Annotated in this window: 16 protein-coding genes; 4 read left to right on the plus strand and 12 right to left on the minus strand. The window is 32.6% G+C overall.

Features of this window, described 5'->3' with window-relative positions; translation table 11 throughout:
* Nucleotides 1-388: 388 nt before the first annotated feature.
* Nucleotides 389-1,624: an ABC transporter permease gene (locus IW20_RS00005; RefSeq protein WP_035617217.1), complete on the minus strand. Its 1,236-nt coding sequence runs from the start codon at nucleotides 1,622-1,624 to the stop codon at nucleotides 389-391.
* 103 nt (nucleotides 1,625-1,727) lie between these two features.
* Complete coding sequence (locus tag IW20_RS00010; protein WP_035617219.1) at nucleotides 1,728-2,222, minus strand: YkgJ family cysteine cluster protein; 495 nt, start codon at nucleotides 2,220-2,222, stop codon at nucleotides 1,728-1,730.
* Between the two features lie 74 nt (nucleotides 2,223-2,296).
* On the opposite strand from IW20_RS00010, the gene IW20_RS00015 reads away from it, so the two are divergent.
* Both IW20_RS00015 and IW20_RS00020 read left to right on the plus strand, forming a co-directional pair.
* On the plus strand, nucleotides 2,297-3,004 hold the full coding sequence (locus IW20_RS00015; protein WP_035617223.1) for a class I SAM-dependent methyltransferase: 708 nt from the start codon (nucleotides 2,297-2,299) through the stop codon (nucleotides 3,002-3,004).
* Nucleotides 3,005-3,019: 15 nt separating this feature from the next.
* Nucleotides 3,020-3,562 carry a YfiT family bacillithiol transferase gene (locus IW20_RS00020; RefSeq protein WP_035617225.1) on the plus strand — a complete coding sequence of 181 codons (543 nt, stop codon included), beginning with the start codon at nucleotides 3,020-3,022 and terminating at the stop codon, nucleotides 3,560-3,562.
* 142 nt (nucleotides 3,563-3,704) lie between these two features.
* Here IW20_RS00020 and IW20_RS00025 read toward each other — a convergent pair whose 3' ends face one another.
* The 8 genes from IW20_RS00025 to IW20_RS00060 all read right to left on the minus strand — a co-directional run bounded on the left by IW20_RS00025 (nucleotide 3,705) and on the right by IW20_RS00060 (nucleotide 10,166).
* Nucleotides 3,705-4,337 carry a 7-carboxy-7-deazaguanine synthase QueE gene (locus tag IW20_RS00025; RefSeq protein WP_035617228.1) on the minus strand — a complete coding sequence of 211 codons (633 nt, stop codon included), beginning with the start codon at nucleotides 4,335-4,337 and terminating at the stop codon, nucleotides 3,705-3,707.
* A 101-nt stretch (nucleotides 4,338-4,438) separates the two neighbouring features.
* Entirely contained in the window at nucleotides 4,439-6,106 is a 1,668-nt protein-coding gene (locus tag IW20_RS00030) for a tetratricopeptide repeat protein (protein WP_035617769.1), read from the minus strand.
* Nucleotides 6,107-6,122: 16 nt separating this feature from the next.
* On the minus strand, nucleotides 6,123-7,043 hold the full coding sequence (locus IW20_RS00035) for a PstS family phosphate ABC transporter substrate-binding protein (RefSeq protein ID WP_035617231.1): 921 nt from the start codon (nucleotides 7,041-7,043) through the stop codon (nucleotides 6,123-6,125).
* 2 nt (nucleotides 7,044-7,045) lie between these two features.
* Nucleotides 7,046-7,276 (minus strand): hypothetical protein, encoded by a 231-nt coding sequence (locus IW20_RS00040; protein ID WP_035617233.1) that lies wholly within the window; start codon nucleotides 7,274-7,276, stop codon nucleotides 7,046-7,048.
* Nucleotides 7,276-8,070 (minus strand): energy transducer TonB, encoded by a 795-nt coding sequence (locus IW20_RS00045; RefSeq protein WP_035617235.1) that lies wholly within the window; start codon nucleotides 8,068-8,070, stop codon nucleotides 7,276-7,278. Before IW20_RS00045 ends, IW20_RS00040 begins: the two co-directional genes overlap by 1 nt.
* A 39-nt stretch (nucleotides 8,071-8,109) precedes the next feature.
* Nucleotides 8,110-8,667 (minus strand): ExbD/TolR family protein, encoded by a 558-nt coding sequence (locus IW20_RS00050; protein ID WP_035617238.1) that lies wholly within the window; start codon nucleotides 8,665-8,667, stop codon nucleotides 8,110-8,112.
* A 19-nt stretch (nucleotides 8,668-8,686) separates the two neighbouring features.
* Nucleotides 8,687-9,298 carry an ExbD/TolR family protein gene (locus IW20_RS00055; protein ID WP_035617240.1) on the minus strand — a complete coding sequence of 204 codons (612 nt, stop codon included), beginning with the start codon at nucleotides 9,296-9,298 and terminating at the stop codon, nucleotides 8,687-8,689.
* A 46-nt stretch (nucleotides 9,299-9,344) separates the two neighbouring features.
* Nucleotides 9,345-10,166 (minus strand): MotA/TolQ/ExbB proton channel family protein, encoded by an 822-nt coding sequence (locus IW20_RS00060; RefSeq protein WP_035617242.1) that lies wholly within the window; start codon nucleotides 10,164-10,166, stop codon nucleotides 9,345-9,347.
* A 379-nt stretch (nucleotides 10,167-10,545) separates the two neighbouring features.
* On the opposite strand from IW20_RS00060, the gene IW20_RS00065 reads away from it, so the two are divergent.
* Nucleotides 10,546-12,060: a helicase HerA-like domain-containing protein gene (locus IW20_RS00065; protein WP_035617245.1), complete on the plus strand. Its 1,515-nt coding sequence runs from the start codon at nucleotides 10,546-10,548 to the stop codon at nucleotides 12,058-12,060.
* Between the two features lie 98 nt (nucleotides 12,061-12,158).
* Here IW20_RS00065 and IW20_RS00070 read toward each other — a convergent pair whose 3' ends face one another.
* Nucleotides 12,159-13,502 (minus strand): FAD-dependent oxidoreductase, encoded by a 1,344-nt coding sequence (locus IW20_RS00070; RefSeq protein WP_035617247.1) that lies wholly within the window; start codon nucleotides 13,500-13,502, stop codon nucleotides 12,159-12,161.
* Between the two features lie 217 nt (nucleotides 13,503-13,719).
* Nucleotides 13,720-16,107 (minus strand): penicillin acylase family protein, encoded by a 2,388-nt coding sequence (locus IW20_RS00075; protein ID WP_035617249.1) that lies wholly within the window; start codon nucleotides 16,105-16,107, stop codon nucleotides 13,720-13,722.
* Nucleotides 16,108-16,229: 122 nt separating this feature from the next.
* On the opposite strand from IW20_RS00075, the gene IW20_RS00080 reads away from it, so the two are divergent.
* Nucleotides 16,230-17,792, plus strand: coding sequence for a hypothetical protein (locus IW20_RS00080; RefSeq protein ID WP_035617250.1), 1,563 nt, complete (start codon nucleotides 16,230-16,232; stop codon nucleotides 17,790-17,792).
* The last annotated feature ends 12 nt before the right edge of the window (nucleotides 17,793-17,804 follow it).

Consider the following 17,804-nt stretch of genomic DNA (forward strand, 5'->3'; position numbering starts at 1 on the left):
CAGTATTTAAAGGAACGTTTGTCGTTGTTGCGGGTGCAAAACTACCACCTTTATCTAGATAAACAATACCTTTTTGAAACTATTTTTTGTTTATTTTCTATTCTTTCCTTAATGCTTTGATAACATACCCTTTACGGCCTGTTATTTTTTGTTCTTTTATAGCTGCTTTGGGGACTTTAGGGTGTTTAGCCTGTTTTTTTCCTGGTTTTACTGGGTTTTTCCTAGTTTCTCGCGAAGTCGCTAAGACGCAAAGCTTCCTTTTTTGTCTTTAAAATTGGACTTCCTTTCCGTTTTACCTCCCCTAGCCCTGATAGTAGCGGAAATCCTTTACCTTTTTTCTTTAAAAAGGTAAAGATTGGAGCAGATAGCAGGAAATAGCTCCCGAAAACTATTCGAATCGTATTGCTTTGACCGGAGAAATCTTCGTTATTATATAGGAAGGAACCAACAGCACCAAGAAACAAACTGTCACTGTAAGTAGATTTACCAATAATACATATCCCCAATTGAGATAAACTGGCGCTTGGTTAACATAATAGTTTTCTGGATTAAGCTGAACTATCCCAAAGTGCTGTTGTATTAGCAAAATTGAAATCCCGATAAGGTTCCCCCAGAACAATCCTCTTAATATAAGGTAAAGTGCATTATAAAGGAAGATTTTACGAATAACCCAGTTATTAGCTCCTAATGCTTTTAAGATTCCTATCATCTGTGTGCGTTCTAGTATCAGCACCAATAAAGCTACTACCATATTTATGGTTGCCACAATAATCATGATTGCAAGAATGACTATAATATTAAAATCGAAGAGCTGCAACCAATCAAATATATAACTGTATTTCTCGATTATAGTTTTAGTATCTAATGTTGATGATGTTTGCTGATAGATTTCATCTCCTGTTACTTTTATATTATCAAAGTCTTTTAAGAAAACTTCAAATGCCCCAACTTCATTTGGAGTCCATTTATTAATACGTTGTATATGACGAATGTCTCCTATTATATAGGTTGCATCAAAATCTTGAAATCCTGAATTGAAGATTCCAGCGATTTTGAATCGACGAACATTTGGTAATTTATTCTGATCTTCTTTTATAAAGAAGGTATTAAATTCATCTCCTACCTTTAAGTTTAATCTATCGGCAAGAAATCTTGACAGCAACACTTCTTGATTAATTGCTTTGGAATAATCAGGAAGTTTTCCGTCGACTAAATACTCCTTTATATTATTCCAATCATAATCATCTCCAACTCCTTTGAATATTATTCCTTCAAAAGCAGTTTCGGTTCTTATTATTCCTGCCTTACTAGCTATTGCCTGGATATGCCTTACCTCTGGAACGGAAGTAAACTTAGGATAAAAGTCTTGTTTTTTGGAAATTGGACTTAGTGTTACTTCTGATTGGTTATTATCGTAATTTGAAATAATTACCTGACCATTGAAAGCGGATACTTTTTCGCGGATTTTTTGTTGCAACCCAATTCCGGTTGCTACTGAAACCAACATCATTATTATTCCGATTGCAATAGCCGAGATTGCAATTTTTATAATTGGCGCTGATATACTGCTTTTATAATCTTTTGCAGTGATGAGTCTTTTGGCTATGAAATATTCTAGATTCAAAATTGATTGGGTTGTCTTATAATAAGTTCAAAAATACGGTTTAATAAATAAACTTAAATTACTTGTAAAAACAATTACAAAATATTTAAGGCAAAAAAAACTCTTATAAAGGTAAACGCTTTTTCATAGCTTCGACAATATTGAATGCTGCTGGACACATTGCTACGTTTTTAAGTGTTAGGTCTGAAATTTGCTGGAACTTTTTACGATCTGTATGTGGAAACTCACGGCAGGCTTTTGGTCGCACATCGTAAATCATGCAATAATTCTCATTATCTAAGAACGTGCATGGAACATTTTGCAAAACATAATCTTTATCTTCATCTATACGTAGGTATTGCTCAATGAACTGTTGCGGTTTTTGTCGCAAATGTTTTGAGATACGCTCGATGTCTGCATCTGTAAATAAAGGACCTGTCGTTTTACAACAGTTAGCACATTTTAAGCAATCTGTTTTCCTGAATTCAGCATCATGTAATTCCTGCATTACATAATCTAAATTCTTAGGTTGTTTCTTTTTAAGCTTATCGAAATACTTTTTGTTTTCGATATGCTTATCTTTGGCTAACTTATTTAAGTTGTTTAAAATTTCTTTCAAGTTTATTTTTTAAAGTTGATTTGCAAAATTAAACAACTTTAAACGTGAAACCTTAAACTTTGAACTAAAATACAATGAAAGACCTTTTTGGGAAAGCAATGCTAGATTTCCAGACCAATAATTCGCCTGAGGATTTAATTACCGAAACCACCATTTCTGAAGCTGACGAAATGAGTGTTGCTTATTTGTTTCGCTCTTTTGAAGATATGCCTAAACTGGAGCAAAAAGCATTAGAACTTGCAAAAGGAAAAACTCTTGATGTAGGGTGCGGAGCAGGAAGTCATAGTTTGTATTTACAAAATGAAAGAAAATTAGACGTTACCTCTATAGATATTTCGAGAAACGCAATTGAAACTTGTAATCTCCGCGGTGTAAAAAACACTAGAGTACAAGATGTACTAACTCTAGATGGTGAAAAATATGATACAATTGTATTATTAATGAATGGTGTTGGTATTTTTGGGAAGCTTCAGAATTGCAATACCTTTTTATCTAAGCTTAAATCGCTTTTAAATCTTGGCGGGCAAATCTTGCTGGATAGCTCGGACATTATATATATGTTTGACGAAGATGAAGATGGAGGAAAATGGATTCCATCTGATAATGAATATTACGGGGAAGTAGTTTTTAATATTTCGTATAAAGACGAAAAAGAATCTGCTTTTGACTGGTTATACTTAGATTATAATACGCTCCAAAATGCAGCAATCGCTAATGGTTTTAAATGCGAACTTGTTTTAGAAGGAGAGCACTATGACTATTTAGCGAAACTTTCTATTTAAAAATAAACTCTCAACATGGAAAATTTAGATTTAGAAAAATTAAAGTACCCTATTGGTAAATTTATAGCTCCTGAAGATTATTCTCCTGATTATATTTTGAATAAAATTGAAGAAATTTCTTCTTTCCCAGAAAGACTAAGGAAAGAGGCACTTAATTTATCCGATGAGCAACTCGACACTCCTTATCGACCTGAGGGATGGACGGTAAGACAACTCATTCATCATTGTGCTGAAAGCCACATGAATTGTTTTATACGAATTAAATGGGCTTTGACTGAGGAAAAGCCAATAATAAAAGCCTACCACGAGGATCTTTGGGCTCAATTACCCGATAATTTAACAATGCCTATACATCCCACTTTATCTTTGCTGGATGGTTTACATTTTCGCATAGCGTATATCCTGAAAAATTTATCTCAAACTGAACTTGAAAAAGCTTTTATTCATCCTGAAAATGATTCTATAGTTTCTATCAAACAAATGATTGGAACGTATGCTTGGCACGGTAACCATCATTTAGCTCATATAACCGCCCTGAAGAAACGCAAGGAATGGTAATCTTATTTTTTTAGTAAACACAAATTGAAAATTTTTTATACAGCGTGTATACTATTTATACAAATTGGATTTAATATATAGTTTATAACAAACACAAAAGCCTCTTCAAATGAAGAGGCTTTTGTGTTATAAGTATCCTTGATTAAGGAATATTTAAATATTTGTGAGTTTGAAGTGATACTCTCCATTTTGGATTGTTCATGACATACTCTACAATAAGAGGAGTCATTTCTTCTTTTTTACTCCATTCTGGCTGAAGAAACAATATTGCATTTCCGTTTACTAGTTCTGCTTGTTCTTCGGCAAAGATAAAATCATGTTTGTTGTAAATAATTACTTTTAATTCATGAGCATTATCATAAACTGTTTGCGTTGGCAATTTATTCTTTTTGGGCGAAAGACAAATCCAATCCCACGTTCCTGTAAGCGGATAAGCTCCTGAGGTTTCGATGTGGACTTTTAGATTTTTATTTTTTAATTCTGTCGTCAGTACAGTCATATCCCATGTTAATGGTTCTCCACCTGTAACAACAACTGTATCTGCATATTTACTTGCATTTTCCACAATTAAATCAACACTTGTAGGCGGATGCAATTCTGCATTCCAACTTTCTTTAACATCACACCAATGACAACCTACATCACACCCTCCAATACGGATAAAATAAGCTGCTGTTCCTGTATGAAATCCTTCTCCCTGAATCGTGTAGAACTCTTCCATTAAGGGTAACATTGCACCTTTATTTACTTCTAATTGTATTTCTTTTGATAACATTACTAAATTTTAAAGTGCAAAGATAGTCAATAAAAAATGGAACAATAAAAAAACCGATAATTCAAAGAACTATCGGTTTTAAAATGTTAAGAATCTTTAAATTATTTTAAAGTATTCAAAGATTGTGTAGCATAAGCATTTGTTGGATCCAATGCTAAAGTCTTATTGAAATACTCAATTGCTTTCGCTTTATCTGTATTTGCATAACTTGCTGCGATATTATTGTAAGCTTCTATGAATTTAGCTTTAACTGCTGGTTTAGCAATTTCTTCAGCTCCTTTTTCAGTAGATTTTGCAATATAATCTTCGTAGTTTTTAGTCATTGCCTCATCATTTTCAAGCAATCTGTTTGTTCTTGCTTTATAAAGATAAGCTTCTTGATATGTTGGCGAAGCTGTAATTACATTTGTAAATGCTGCATCTGCTTTTTGCAAAGCAATTGCATCTGGCTTAGTATTAGCTTTGTTGTTATCATAGTATATAGATAAACCATAATAGATATTATCATCTAAGTATGTTGCTGACTCAGGAACTTTTGTACCAAATTCGAAAAGCGCTCCTGCTTCTTTGTATAATTTTTTAGTAAACAATACTTTCCCTAAATCTCCTAAATCCTGAACTGCTAAAGGTTCCATTGCGATAGCTTTTCTAATTTCTACCAAACCTGCTTCGAATGCAGCTGGCTCTATAACTGTACCATCAGCGTTTGTTCCTTTTTTAATTTTAGCAAATCCTAAATACAAATAATCTTTTGCAATGATTTTGTTCTTAGGGTTTTTTACATAATCCTCTAATGATTTAATAGCAACATCTACATTACCATTTTCGTATGCAGCATATCCTAAATATCTGAAGATTCTAGGATTTACTTTATCTAATTCAATCATTTTGTTTGCTTCAGTCTCTAGAGCTTTATAATCTTTTACAAGAATTAAAAAGTCTGCATGACGCATTCTTGAATGAATAGAATAATCTGTAAGAGTTAAATATTTTTCATAGCTAGTGATAGCTTTTTTCATATTCTCCTCAGACTTAGAAGGCTTGTTTCTTCCCCATTTGTAATATGTTTCAGCTAATTCTCTGTAAACAGGACCATAATTTGGGTCTATAGCAATAACTTCATTAAAAGATTTAATAGCTTCATCATAAGATTTAGCTCCTTTTAATAATACTCCTAATTGCATTTTTGCTCTCAACAATGTTGGATCCGCTTGAAATGCATTACGGTATGATTTGTAAGCTTCGTTTTGGTTGTTATCTCCATAATACGCATCTCCAAGTGCTAAAAGTACTTGTGCATTTTGTGGATCTACTGCTACTGCACGATTTAAAGAAGTGATAGCACTTTTGTAATCTGGATTAACAGAATTCATGTATGCTCTACCGATATAGATAAACTCCTCTACATCTTTTCTTTTCATTGGTTTTATAGCTGTAGCAAAATTAGCCTGAGCTGCAGTTGTATTTTTATTATCTAAATCTAATTGACCTAAACCAATATATCCAAGATTAGCACGGCTAGATGCAGCAGTACTATTAAGGTAATATATTTTAGCTGAGTCAGCAACTTGTTGACTTAAGTAAACATTACCCAATATAAATGGAGCTTCACCATCTGATGGTTTTGCTTTTATAATTGATTGTAAAACCGATTTTGCTTTTTCAAATTGCTCTGCATCGATAGCTTTTTTTGCCTGGCTTATGTCTTGTGCATAAGTTCCAGCAGCTGTAGCCATTAACGCAACACTAAAAATTTTAAATTTATTCATCTCTGTTGTAATTAATTTATTCTTTTTCGTTAATAATTTCACTTCTAACATTAAGTTTTCTTCCAGGAACTCGTATTGGTAATAATCCAGATTTCAGAACTATTCTTTGTCCGATATCACCTCCTACAAAAGAAGCAAACCCAATACCTAATCCTGAGTATCCCTGACAATTGATAATAAACAAATCACGTGCCAAAGGATAAACACCTTCTGCTATATTATTTTGGGTAGGAGCAAAAAATTTATCGCTAGTAAGGCTTTTTACGCTCAATACATTAACTTTAGCAACAAAATCTTTCATTTTAGGAGATGGTTGTGATAACCAATTTACTCCTACAACTCCAATCATTCCTTTATTCTCGGCTACGAATTTAATTACTTCTTCATTTGTTTTAAATGAAAAAACACCTTCTTTAGGAATATCTTTAGTTCCTGCCAAAGTCTTTAAATAACGTACTGTACTAGAGTTTGGATTATCAAAAACTAATCCTTTGATACTTGCTTCGGGTTTTCCTTGCATAAAATTAATTACAGTTTTCAACGCAATTAAAGTATCATTATTGTCTTTGTTTGAAATAAATGCAATTGCGTCTGTAGCAACTGCTGTTACTCTAGGTGCAATTTTCTTTTTATTAAAAACTTCTCTCTCTTCTTTAGTTAAATCTCTTGCTGTGAAAGCAACAGTAGCCTTTTGATTTAATAAATCATTGATAAGTTCCGCTTCAGATTTTGGTTTAATAGTAATCTTCGCATCATACGTACTTTCAAAAATAAGCACTTGATCCTCGACTATAGGAACCAATGTTTCATCTACAGTAATATCCATAGATCCTTTAAGTATCGATTCTTTGTCTACTTTACTTTTATCTTTCTGATTACAAGTAATAAACAACAAACCGAACAATACTAAAAACAAAACTTTACTATTCTTTAGCATAACTAATCAGTGTTTGAATTAAAAAATCTCACAAATCTTATAAACGAATATACGATTAATAATATACCAAAAGCAACTCTATATTTAAATTCCATCGCAATTGGCATGTCTTTCCAGAAAATAATTACTAAACCTATTACGAAGTACATTAGGAAGAAGAACATTCCTAAAACAAGAAGAAATCGCTCTTTTAGCGATTTCTTCTTAATATTATCAAGCAGTTTCTTCAACATTAGTCTGCAGATTGAATAGTAATAGGAAGAGAATATAATACCCTAACTTTTTTACCATTTTGCTCACCCGGATTCCATTTTGGACATTTCTTTAAAACTCTAATAGCTTCGGTTCCTGTTCCGTAACCAATATCTCTTAAAACTTTAATGTCTGTTAATGAACCGTCTTTTTCAACTACGAAAGTAACATATACTTTACCTTTCAATCCTTCTTCTTCTGGAGTCTTATAGTTATTACCTACAAATTTGTAGAATTTTTCAATCCCTCCAGGGAATTCAGGTTTTACTTCGATACCTGCTGTGTTGTAAATTTGTGTATCTTCTTCAACTACTGCTGCAGTTCCTGTACCTACTGGTTCAACAGTTAATACTGCATCTGGATCTCCTTTAATAGTTTCAGCACCAATTTTTTTCTCTTTAAGCTCCACTAATTTTGGTGGCTCTTCAGTTACTTCATCGGCTTTTGCTACAACTGGCTTCACGAACTTCACTTGATCCACTTTTGGAGGTGGAGGTGGTGGAGGCGGAAGATTTGGTTTTACCTCCTCTTTTTTAGGTGGCAATTTTACAGTGGTAATCTTAATATCCTTACTTGCTTCATCTGCTTTAGAATCTGGCAAAAGGCTCGCAATAACTGGCGCAGCAACAGCAATTGAAAAAATAACAGACCCAACGATAAGTGCTCTTACCGTAGTTTTTGTGTTAGATTTTCTTAACTCATATGCACCATATATCTTATTACGCCCTTCGAATACGATATCAAGCCACTGGTTTTTTATAATATCTAATTTCATTTTTCTTGATTATTAGGGTGTTAAAAGATAAGATTGCTCTTATTTTTTCTCTACCAATTTTGTTTCCTCTGGCGAAAACTCATTAACGATTGCATAGGTTTCTACGCCAGTAATAGCCATTTCATCCAAGATATCAACCAAATTACGGTAACTAGATTTTTTCGTAGGTTTTATAATTACGATAATTCCGTTTTTTGGTTTCCCAATTCCAGCAGAATATTCTAAAACAGATTTTTTTCTGCTTACTAATTCTTTACGGATTCCGTCTTTCCCATAAGCAATATCTTTAGGTCCAGCGATAGGAGTTGCTAACAATCCCATATAATAAGTTAATTTATTATCAGGCCCCAATAACAAAGTCATTGTACGATTTTCATCAACTTTAATATTTTTATTTGGGGTTTTATCATCCTCTTTATCTGGCAACCCCAAATTCATCGATTGAGGCTTTGACAACGTTGTGGTAAGCATAAAGAATGTGATTAGCAAGAAAGCTAAATCCACCATCGCAGTTAAATCTACTTTAGAGTTTTGCTTTTTACTTCTTACTTTACCACCTTTTCCGCCTCCACCGCCGTCGGTATTTAATTCAGCCATTTTAGTGTATGTTTTTTAATTAAAAGTCTTTTCCTCTCAAACCAGTAACTAAGCTAAAGGTATTGATTTTTTGCTCTTGCAAGATGTCCATTACTTTATGAATCGCAGGATACTCTTCTTTAGCATCGCCTTTTATCGCAAACTGTAATTCCTTATCAGCAACTTCAATGTTTGCAATACGCGCATTGTAAATCCACTCTTTTAACTGATTATCTAAAGAATCTTTAGGAATACCAGGTTGATTAGCTTTACTTCTATCAGCCGCTTTCATGTCAATGATTTGTTTTAAACTTGTAATTGGAACTCCAAATCCTTCCATTAGAGCAAATTCAGTTTTATCATTGTCAGAAAAAGCAACACCGTATTTCTCACCCATTAGCTCCAAAGTTCTTTTACGAACTTCTCTTCCTTTTAAATCAAAAAATACTTTTCCTTTTCCTATTGTAAGTGTAGCTAAATCCGTTTCAGGTAATTTAGTTTGTACAGTAGATGAAGGCGTGTCTACAGGAAGTGCCTCAGGCACTTTTGCAGTAGCAGTCAAAATAAAGAATGTCAACAAAAGAAATGCAACATCACACATGGCAGTCATGTCCGTAGACGTTGACTTTTTTTTCATTTTTATTTTTGCCATTATCTTTTATTTTAAATTTAGCACAATAATCATGCTAAAAAATTATTTATTGTTTTAAACTTCCTCTAAAGTGTCTGTAAGTATTTACGATTGTAGTACCTGCTTCATCAATAGAATAAGTTAAATCGTCAATTTTAGATGTAAAGAAGTTGTAAGCAATAATAGCAAAGATAGAAGTACTAATACCAGTTGCAGTATTTACAAGTGCCTCAGAAATACCATTTGCAAGTGCAGCTTGGTCAGGAGAACCTGTAGAAGCTAACGCGCTAAATGCTTTAATCATACCAGATACTGTTCCTAATAATCCTCCTAATGTACCTAAAGATACTAATGAAGAAATGATTGTCATGTTTTTCTCTAACATTGGCATTTCTAATGAAGTAATCTCTTCGATTTCTTTGTGGATAGTTTCAGAAGCTTCTTCACTGTTGAAACCTTCTTTTTTAACTTCTTGATATTTAATTAAAGCTGATTTAATTGCATTTGCAACTGAACCTTGTTGTTTGTCACAAGAAGCGATAGCTGCATCAATGTTACCTTCTTTAATGCTTCCTTGTACACTTTTCATGAATTTATCCAAGTTTGCTTTTCCAGCAGCTTTAGAGATAACTGTAAATCTTTCAATAGAAAATACGATAACCATTAACAACATACCTAACAAAACAGGAACGATAATACCTCCGTGGTAAACCATACCTAATATATTTAATGGGTGCCCTTCAACTGTTCCACCTTCAAAATTCGATGGAGAACCCATTAGGAAATTCCAAATACACCAACCCACAAAAATACATGCTGCAATAATCAATCCTGACACCATTCCTCCGCCATTTGAAGTACTTTCCTTTTTAACTTTAACGTTTGCCATTTTTTTTAATTTTAATAGTTTTAAATAATTTTTATTTTTTAGTTATAATAAACTTGTAGTGCAGCAAATTTATATTTTTAGTTTAAATAAAAAAACTTTTTTCAATTTAATTCCAATTAATTTAACCTTAAAACAAAAAATATCTAATTGAATTAATTGTATTTTAAATAAAATCGAAGTAAAAAAATAATTATTTATGAGAAAATTTACAACGATTTAGTAAAAAGCAATGCAATCTCTCAAAATCTTCATAATGTGTTAAGAAAATATTTTTTATCATTATTTTTAACAAAATTAGTTTTTTTTCACGCTAACATCGCTAAATTAAACGTTTTAAGAAAAAAACTATACCTTGCAACGCAATTAATGTTACATAAATATGAGCCAGAAAGACGAATTTATTCAAAGTATAAATGACGGTTATCAAACCAAAGGAGAAAGTATTATTCTTGGTGGAGCAATTTTCGATGGGGAACCTTTAAATGCTCACGTAAAAATACCTTTAAAGACATTAAACCGCCACGGATTAATAGCCGGAGCGACTGGAACTGGAAAAACTAAGACAATTCAGGTGTTATCCGAGCAACTTTCGTCGGCAGGAATTCCTGTTTTAATGATGGATATTAAGGGGGATTTTAGTGGTATTGCAAAAGAAGGTGAGGAAAAGAGTTTTATTACAGAACGTCATGCTAAAATCGATATACCTTATAATGTATCCCAATTTCCTGTAGAATTAATGACTATTTCTGAACAAAGCGGAGTTAGATTACGTGCTACAGTTTCAGAATTTGGACCTGTTTTATTCTCAAGAATATTAGGTTTAAATGATACTCAATCGGGGGTTATTTCGGTAATTTTTAAATATTGTGCCGATAATAAAATGCCTTTATTAGATTTAAAAGACATTAAAAAGGTCATTAATTATATTACTGAAGAAGGAAAAGATGAAATCGCAGCGAGTTATGGCAAAATATCTACAGCTACAACCGGAACAATCCTCCGTAAAATAATCGAACTAGAACAACAAGGAGCCGACATCTTTTTTGGTGAATTATCATTTGAAATTGATGACTTAATGCGCATTGACGAGAATGGTAAAGGATACGTAAATATCATTCGTTTAACAGATATTCAGGATAAACCTAAATTATTCTCGACTTTTATGTTGAGTTTACTTTCCGAAATATACCAACAAATGCCTGAAAAAGGAGATGTTGACCAACCAGAATTAGTCATTTTTATAGACGAAGCGCACTTAATCTTCAACGAAGCTAGTAAGGTGTTACTAGATCAAATTGAGACTATTGTAAAACTTATCCGTTCAAAAGGTGTTGGAGTTTATTTTGTAACCCAAAACCCAATGGATGTTCCAAGCGGCGTTCTAGCACAATTAGGATTAAAGATTCAACATGCTTTAAGAGCTTTTACTGCAAATGACAGACAAGCCATCAAGAAAACAGCCGATAACTACCCTACCTCTAAATATTACAAGACAGATGAGTTACTTACGAGTTTAGGTATAGGAGAAGCTCTGGTTACTGCTTTAAACGAAAAAGGAGTTCCAACACCATTAGTAGCTACTATGATGCGAGCACCTATGAGCAGAATGGACGTTTTAACCGAAAGCGAAATTCAGGAAATTAACCAAAAATCAAAATTGGTAAAAAAATATAGCGAGGTAATCGACCGCGAAAGTGCTTACGAAATATTAACCAAAAAAATTAGCGATGCCGAACAAGAAGTAGCATCACAACAAGAAGAAAAAACTTCGGAGAAAGCGAGTAACGAACCAAGTACTGCAAGTGTAGTTGGTAAATCGGTACTAAAAGTAGTTACAAGTGCTACCTTTATAAGAGGAGTATTTGGCGTTTTATCAAAAATGTTCAAGAAGTAAACAAAAAACTAAACCATATAAGAGATATAAGTAAATATAAGCGTGATTAATCAGCGCTATACTTAAATGAACTTACATCTCTTATATGGTTTAAAAATTTATGCTTTTCCCAACAACTCCAAAATCTTATTTTCAATTTCAGGAGTGTCCCAAATGCTTTCTATATTTTCCATTTTTAAAACCTCTTCCATAATCGTATTCTGAAAATCCCCAATTGCCAATGCTTCGGCATAAGGACGATCACTAAAAGTAACACGACTGTAAAGCGGAATCCATTTATCTGGATGTTTATCCGAAAAGGCTTTTTCTATCTTCTTTTGCAACAAGAATTTTTCATCGGCAGTTTTCGTACTCATTTCCATAAAATTGCGATACGAAAGTTCTGCAATTGCATCGGCATTTGGTTTACGCGAAATTTCATACTCAGAGAAAATCTTTTTCCAATCATCTCCATATTGAAGAATCATTTCATATAAAACGGTTATATCTTCAAAACCAGCATTCATACCCTGTCCATAAAAAGGAACAATAGCATGACAAGCATCACCAATTAAAGCAATTTTATCGCTATAAGTCCAAGGAAAACATTTCATCGTTACCAATGTACTTGTAGGATTATTAAAGAAATCTTCTGCTAATTTTGGTATAACCTCAATAGAATCTGGGAAGTTTTTCTCAAAAAAGTCTTCTACCTGTTTTCTATCCGTTAGCGAATCAAAAGAATTTTCACCTTCAAAAGGCATAAACAAAGTACACGTAAAACTACCATCTAAGTTAGGCAATGCAATAAGCATATATTCCCCACGTGGCCAAATATGAAATGAGTTTTTATCTAGTTTATGTGTAGCATTAGGATTTGCAGGAATGTTTAACTCCTTATATCCCATATTCAAGAATTCCTGCGAATAATTAAACATGCTTTGGCGTTGCATACGATGACGAATTCTTGAAAAAGCACCATCGGCTCCAAAAACCATATCGTATTTTTTCTCTTCCCACTCCCCTCTTTCCGTATCACCAATATGTAATGTAGCATCGCTTAACGTTACATCCCATATTTTTTGCTCAAAGAAAAAATCGGCTCCGGCATTTTCTGCCAAATCAATCATTTTACGATTTAAGGTTCCTCTAGAAATCGAATAAATACTTTCTCCTTCCTGACCGTAATTCTGAAAATTAAGTTTATCGACCAAATGTATCGCTCGCTTATCCATAGGAATAGCAATTTCGCGAACAGCATCTCCTACACCAACACCATCTAGTGCTTTCCAGCCTCGATTAGACATTGCCAAATTTATCGATCGTCCCGAAAAATTTATTTTACGAATATCTGGGCTTCGATCATAAACATGAACTTCATGACCTTCCTTTTTAAGATAAATTGCCAACAATGAGCCAACCAATCCAGAACCTACAATAGCAATTTTAAGTGGAGTTTGCATCAAAAAAAAATGTGATTATACGCTCGTAAAAATAAGTATATAATCTATAGAATAAACTATAAATCAAAGAAATGTTTGGGCGTGCCCCTCCCAAAAAGGTCGGGTCAGGCTTTTCGTTACAATCTTTTTTTCGTTCCTCAAAAAAGGATTTTCACTTCAATCCTTCACGCAATCAGTTAGATAATAAAATAAATCCAGACACAAAACCTTCCATTTTCTATCTCGGTTTAAAAACCAGTTTAGTAGAAGTTTTTACAATCTCTTCTCTATTTAATTTCATTTTTCGGAACTTTCCTGCATTATAAAGCTCCGCTTGATCCGTATAATGTTTACTAAACGGATTCCCTGATTGTCCAGTTGGCAAAATACTCCAACTATTTTCTATATCCGAAAAATCAATAATCCTTCTTGTCGATGGTCCACCTTTTACGTCATAAACCCCTTTATCAGTAAAATCAAAAAACTGATTATTAATTACTTCTGTTGAGCCCGAAACTGCAAAAGGTCCTGCATTAAAGATTCCTCGTAAAGCAGCCACTTGCCCTAAAGGATGATGATACTCTACAGTATGCACTTTCTCCCATTTCCAGTCCTGAACCGTATTACCTAATTGTTTTTCAAGTCCCGCAATTGCTTCGTGAAACGATTTTTCTAGAATATCCTTCTTAGTCTCTTTTACATTCTTCGTTAGTATATTATCCCACCAAACCGAGTTATCGTTTTGTATTTGTTTCGCAATAATTTGTTTTACAAGATGTGTCTCCAAGAAATTTTTAAAATTTTCTTTATCCAGCTCATCTTCAAAAGTATTTTTTAAATAAGCATAAATCCATTTATTATAAATCGTAGGCGCAACATCTTCTAGATTATTGGTTCCCTTCCATTCTTTAAGAATAGATAATGCCTGTTTTTCATTTGCTGTAAGCGATTCATTTTTCATATTCAAAAGTAAATTCTGAACCACTGTTGGAGAAACTGAAGATGTATTATCAAAAATCATTTTACTAATCGATTCTTTATCCCAATCCGATTTTGCATCAAGCAATTGTGTAATTCTCTTAGCACGATCTTCTGGCAAATAATATCCTGGATATAAAAATCCATCGATAGCTTCTGGCTGATTATTAGCCGAATATACATAACCCCATTTTGGATTCTCTGCCGAAGGGTTTTTGGAGAAATCCAAATATTCGGCAATATCATCCTTACCGCTTGCACCGTCAAGAATAAAATTAGGATTTACTCCTTTATTATGTTTGTATAAAGTTCCTGTTGCCCACCAACCTACATTGCCTTTTGCATCACCATACATTACATTTAAACCTGGTGCAGCAACAAGAGAAACTGCTTTCTTAAAATCATTTTTATTCTTAGCATGCGAAAGTCCGTAAACAGCATCGAGGATTTTTATAGGTTGTTGTGTATAAACCCAAGACATTGCTATAGGTTTATTGTTATTCTTTAAATCTTCGATTAATCCATTCATAACAGGACCATGACGACTTATTTTTACATCTACAACAACATCCGATGAATCTTTAACCTTTATAACCTTCTTTCTGGTTTCGTATTTCGCAAAACCATTTGGTATTTTATATTCATTATCATCTCCCGATTTATTTTCTTCTTGATAAAAATCGATATCATCATTTTCAAACATTGTTAATCCGTATGCATAATCACGATTATGTCCTAATAAAGGATATGGCGTTCCAGCAAGATAACAACCGTATAATTCAAAATCGGGAGTTATTATATGAGCTTCGTACCAAGTTCCTGGTTGCGAAAATCCGATATGTGGGTCATTGGCAAAAATAACTTTACCATTTTTAGTTTTCTGAGGCGAAACCACCCAACTATTACTACCTATAAAAGGAGGAATTGGGGATTTCTCAAGAAGTGAAGCAACCGATTTTGAAATCGCCGCAAATTCCTCTGGATTCTCTTTTGCATTTCTTATTTGAGTGGTATTAAATTCGCCATTTAAACCCAAATCTTTTAAATATTCACTTCCGTATTTATTACGAATATCAGTCATTAATGGATCCGTTTTTTGGGCCATTGCAAAACTAAAAGACATATAGCCAAAAATATTATAAACATCTTTTATCGTAAATTTTTCTTTTTTCACGCCAACCAACTGAAATTCTATTGGCGTAACACCTTCATCCAAGTACTGATTAATTCCGTCCAAATAAGCCAATGTTAACTGATAACTCTGACTATTTTTATCCAATTGTGCAATTGCTTTCGCCGAAGCTTCTTCTATTCCTAATCCCGAAAAAAACTTATCGTTCTTTAACATTACCGAACCAAAAATTTCCGACAATCGCCCTGATGCAATACGACGCATCAATTCCATTTGCCACAAACGATCCTGAGCATGCACATAACCCAAAACAGTCATGGCTTCTTTTTGAGAATTTGCATAAATATGTGGGACTCCAAAATCATCAAAATATACCGTTGTCTCTTTTTGAATGTTTTTCAGTTTTACTTCTCCTTCATATTTGGGTTTTAAATGAAAAATATAAGTACATAAACCGATTCCTAAAACAACAAGTATCAAGAACAAAACAAGCAGTATTTTTTTGATTTTTTTCATGTTTCTAAACTGTATAAATAAATATTTTAACGAAATGTATTATTATCAAAATCACAATTGTATCCAAAAGTTATTCCTTTTAAGTCTTTAAATTTATATATTTAAAATAAAATATGCACTAAATGTCTTTAAATAAAAAAATAATCATAGGAATCGTTTCATTTTTAGCGCTCTTGTTTTTAATAAATTCAGGGCTAAATTTCTGGGTAAAAAAACAACTTCCCAAAATTATTCAAGACAACAATAAAACACCATATCAAATTACGTATGAAGATATAAAAATTGACCTTTGGGCGGCAGATATTTATGCTTCGAATATTGTTATTAATCCTAAAAATGCTCCAAAAGATAGCACTACCAAAATAGGGATTTATTCTAAAATAGGTACCGTTGCAATAAATGATTTTAGCATCTGGAATCTTATCTTTAATGATATTTTACGTGCGAAAAGCATCACCATAGACCATGCTAGAGTAATCTTATACAAAAAGGATGAAAAAGCAATAGACAACAGCAATAGCATTAGAACACAAGTAATTGAACCTTTCCAAAAAATCATTGTTGTTTCTAATATCTATCTCAATAAGGCAAGTTTAGATATTATGTCTACCAAAACAAACAAGCCTATTTTATACACTCGAAATATTGCGCTTGTATTAGAAGGAATTGTTATTAATGATGAAATACTTAAACAGAAAATCCCTTTTTCATATCAAAAATATGCTCTAAATTGTGATAGTATCTATTACAAACCCAATCAGTTTTACACGATTAATGCTTCGAAAATAGCAACTAATAATCATTCTTTAAAAGTAAAAAACTTCAGTTATATCCCTTTATATTCTCGCCAGCAATTTGTACAAAAAATAACTAAAGAAAAAGATATTTTTACCGTAAAAGCAACAGATATAAATATCAATTCGATGAATTGGGGATTTAAAAATGATGTGTTTTTCTTTAATGCAAATTCTATTGTTTTTGATGATTTAGACGCAAATATCTATCGAAATAAAATACCCGAAGACGATGTAAGCAAAAAGCCATTATATAATTCTTTGCTCAGAAAAATTCCGTTTCCCCTAAAAATTGACACTCTTTCTATCCAAAATTCAAAATTAGTATATGAAGAAGAAATCAATTTCCAGAAAGGTCCGGCAATATTAACTTTCAGTCGTTTTAACTTAAAAGCTATAAATCTTCAGAGTGGTTTTGGATTAAAAAAAGCAGCCGATTTAGATATCAAAATCAATTGTGTTTTTATGAAAAATTCTCCTTTAAATGTACATTGGACATTAAACGTTCTGGATAAAAACGATGGTTTTCGCATAAAAGGAAGTATTGCAAAATTTGATGTTCAGGCAATGTATGCGTTTACAAAACCATATACTAATACTTCGTTTAAAGGTACTTTTGATGATTATCATTTTGATATTACTGGAAACGATAAAAAAGCCACAGGAAATGCCAGTTTAAAATACAAGGACTTAAAAGTTACTTTATACAAAAAGAAAAATCCCGAAAAAGAAGCAAAATTAAAAAGTTCTTTAGCCAATTTAATCCTTAAAAAAGACTCTGATAATGAAGCTAAAAAAGCTGAAATAGAACTGGAACGAATTCAGGAAAAGTCATTTTATAATTTTTTATGGAGGTGTATTGCAGAATCTTTTAAGAAAATTTTAATTTAAGGAATAAACTTA

This window comes from Flavobacterium hydatis (assembly GCF_000737695.1).
Lineage (GTDB): Bacteria > Bacteroidota > Bacteroidia > Flavobacteriales > Flavobacteriaceae > Flavobacterium > Flavobacterium hydatis.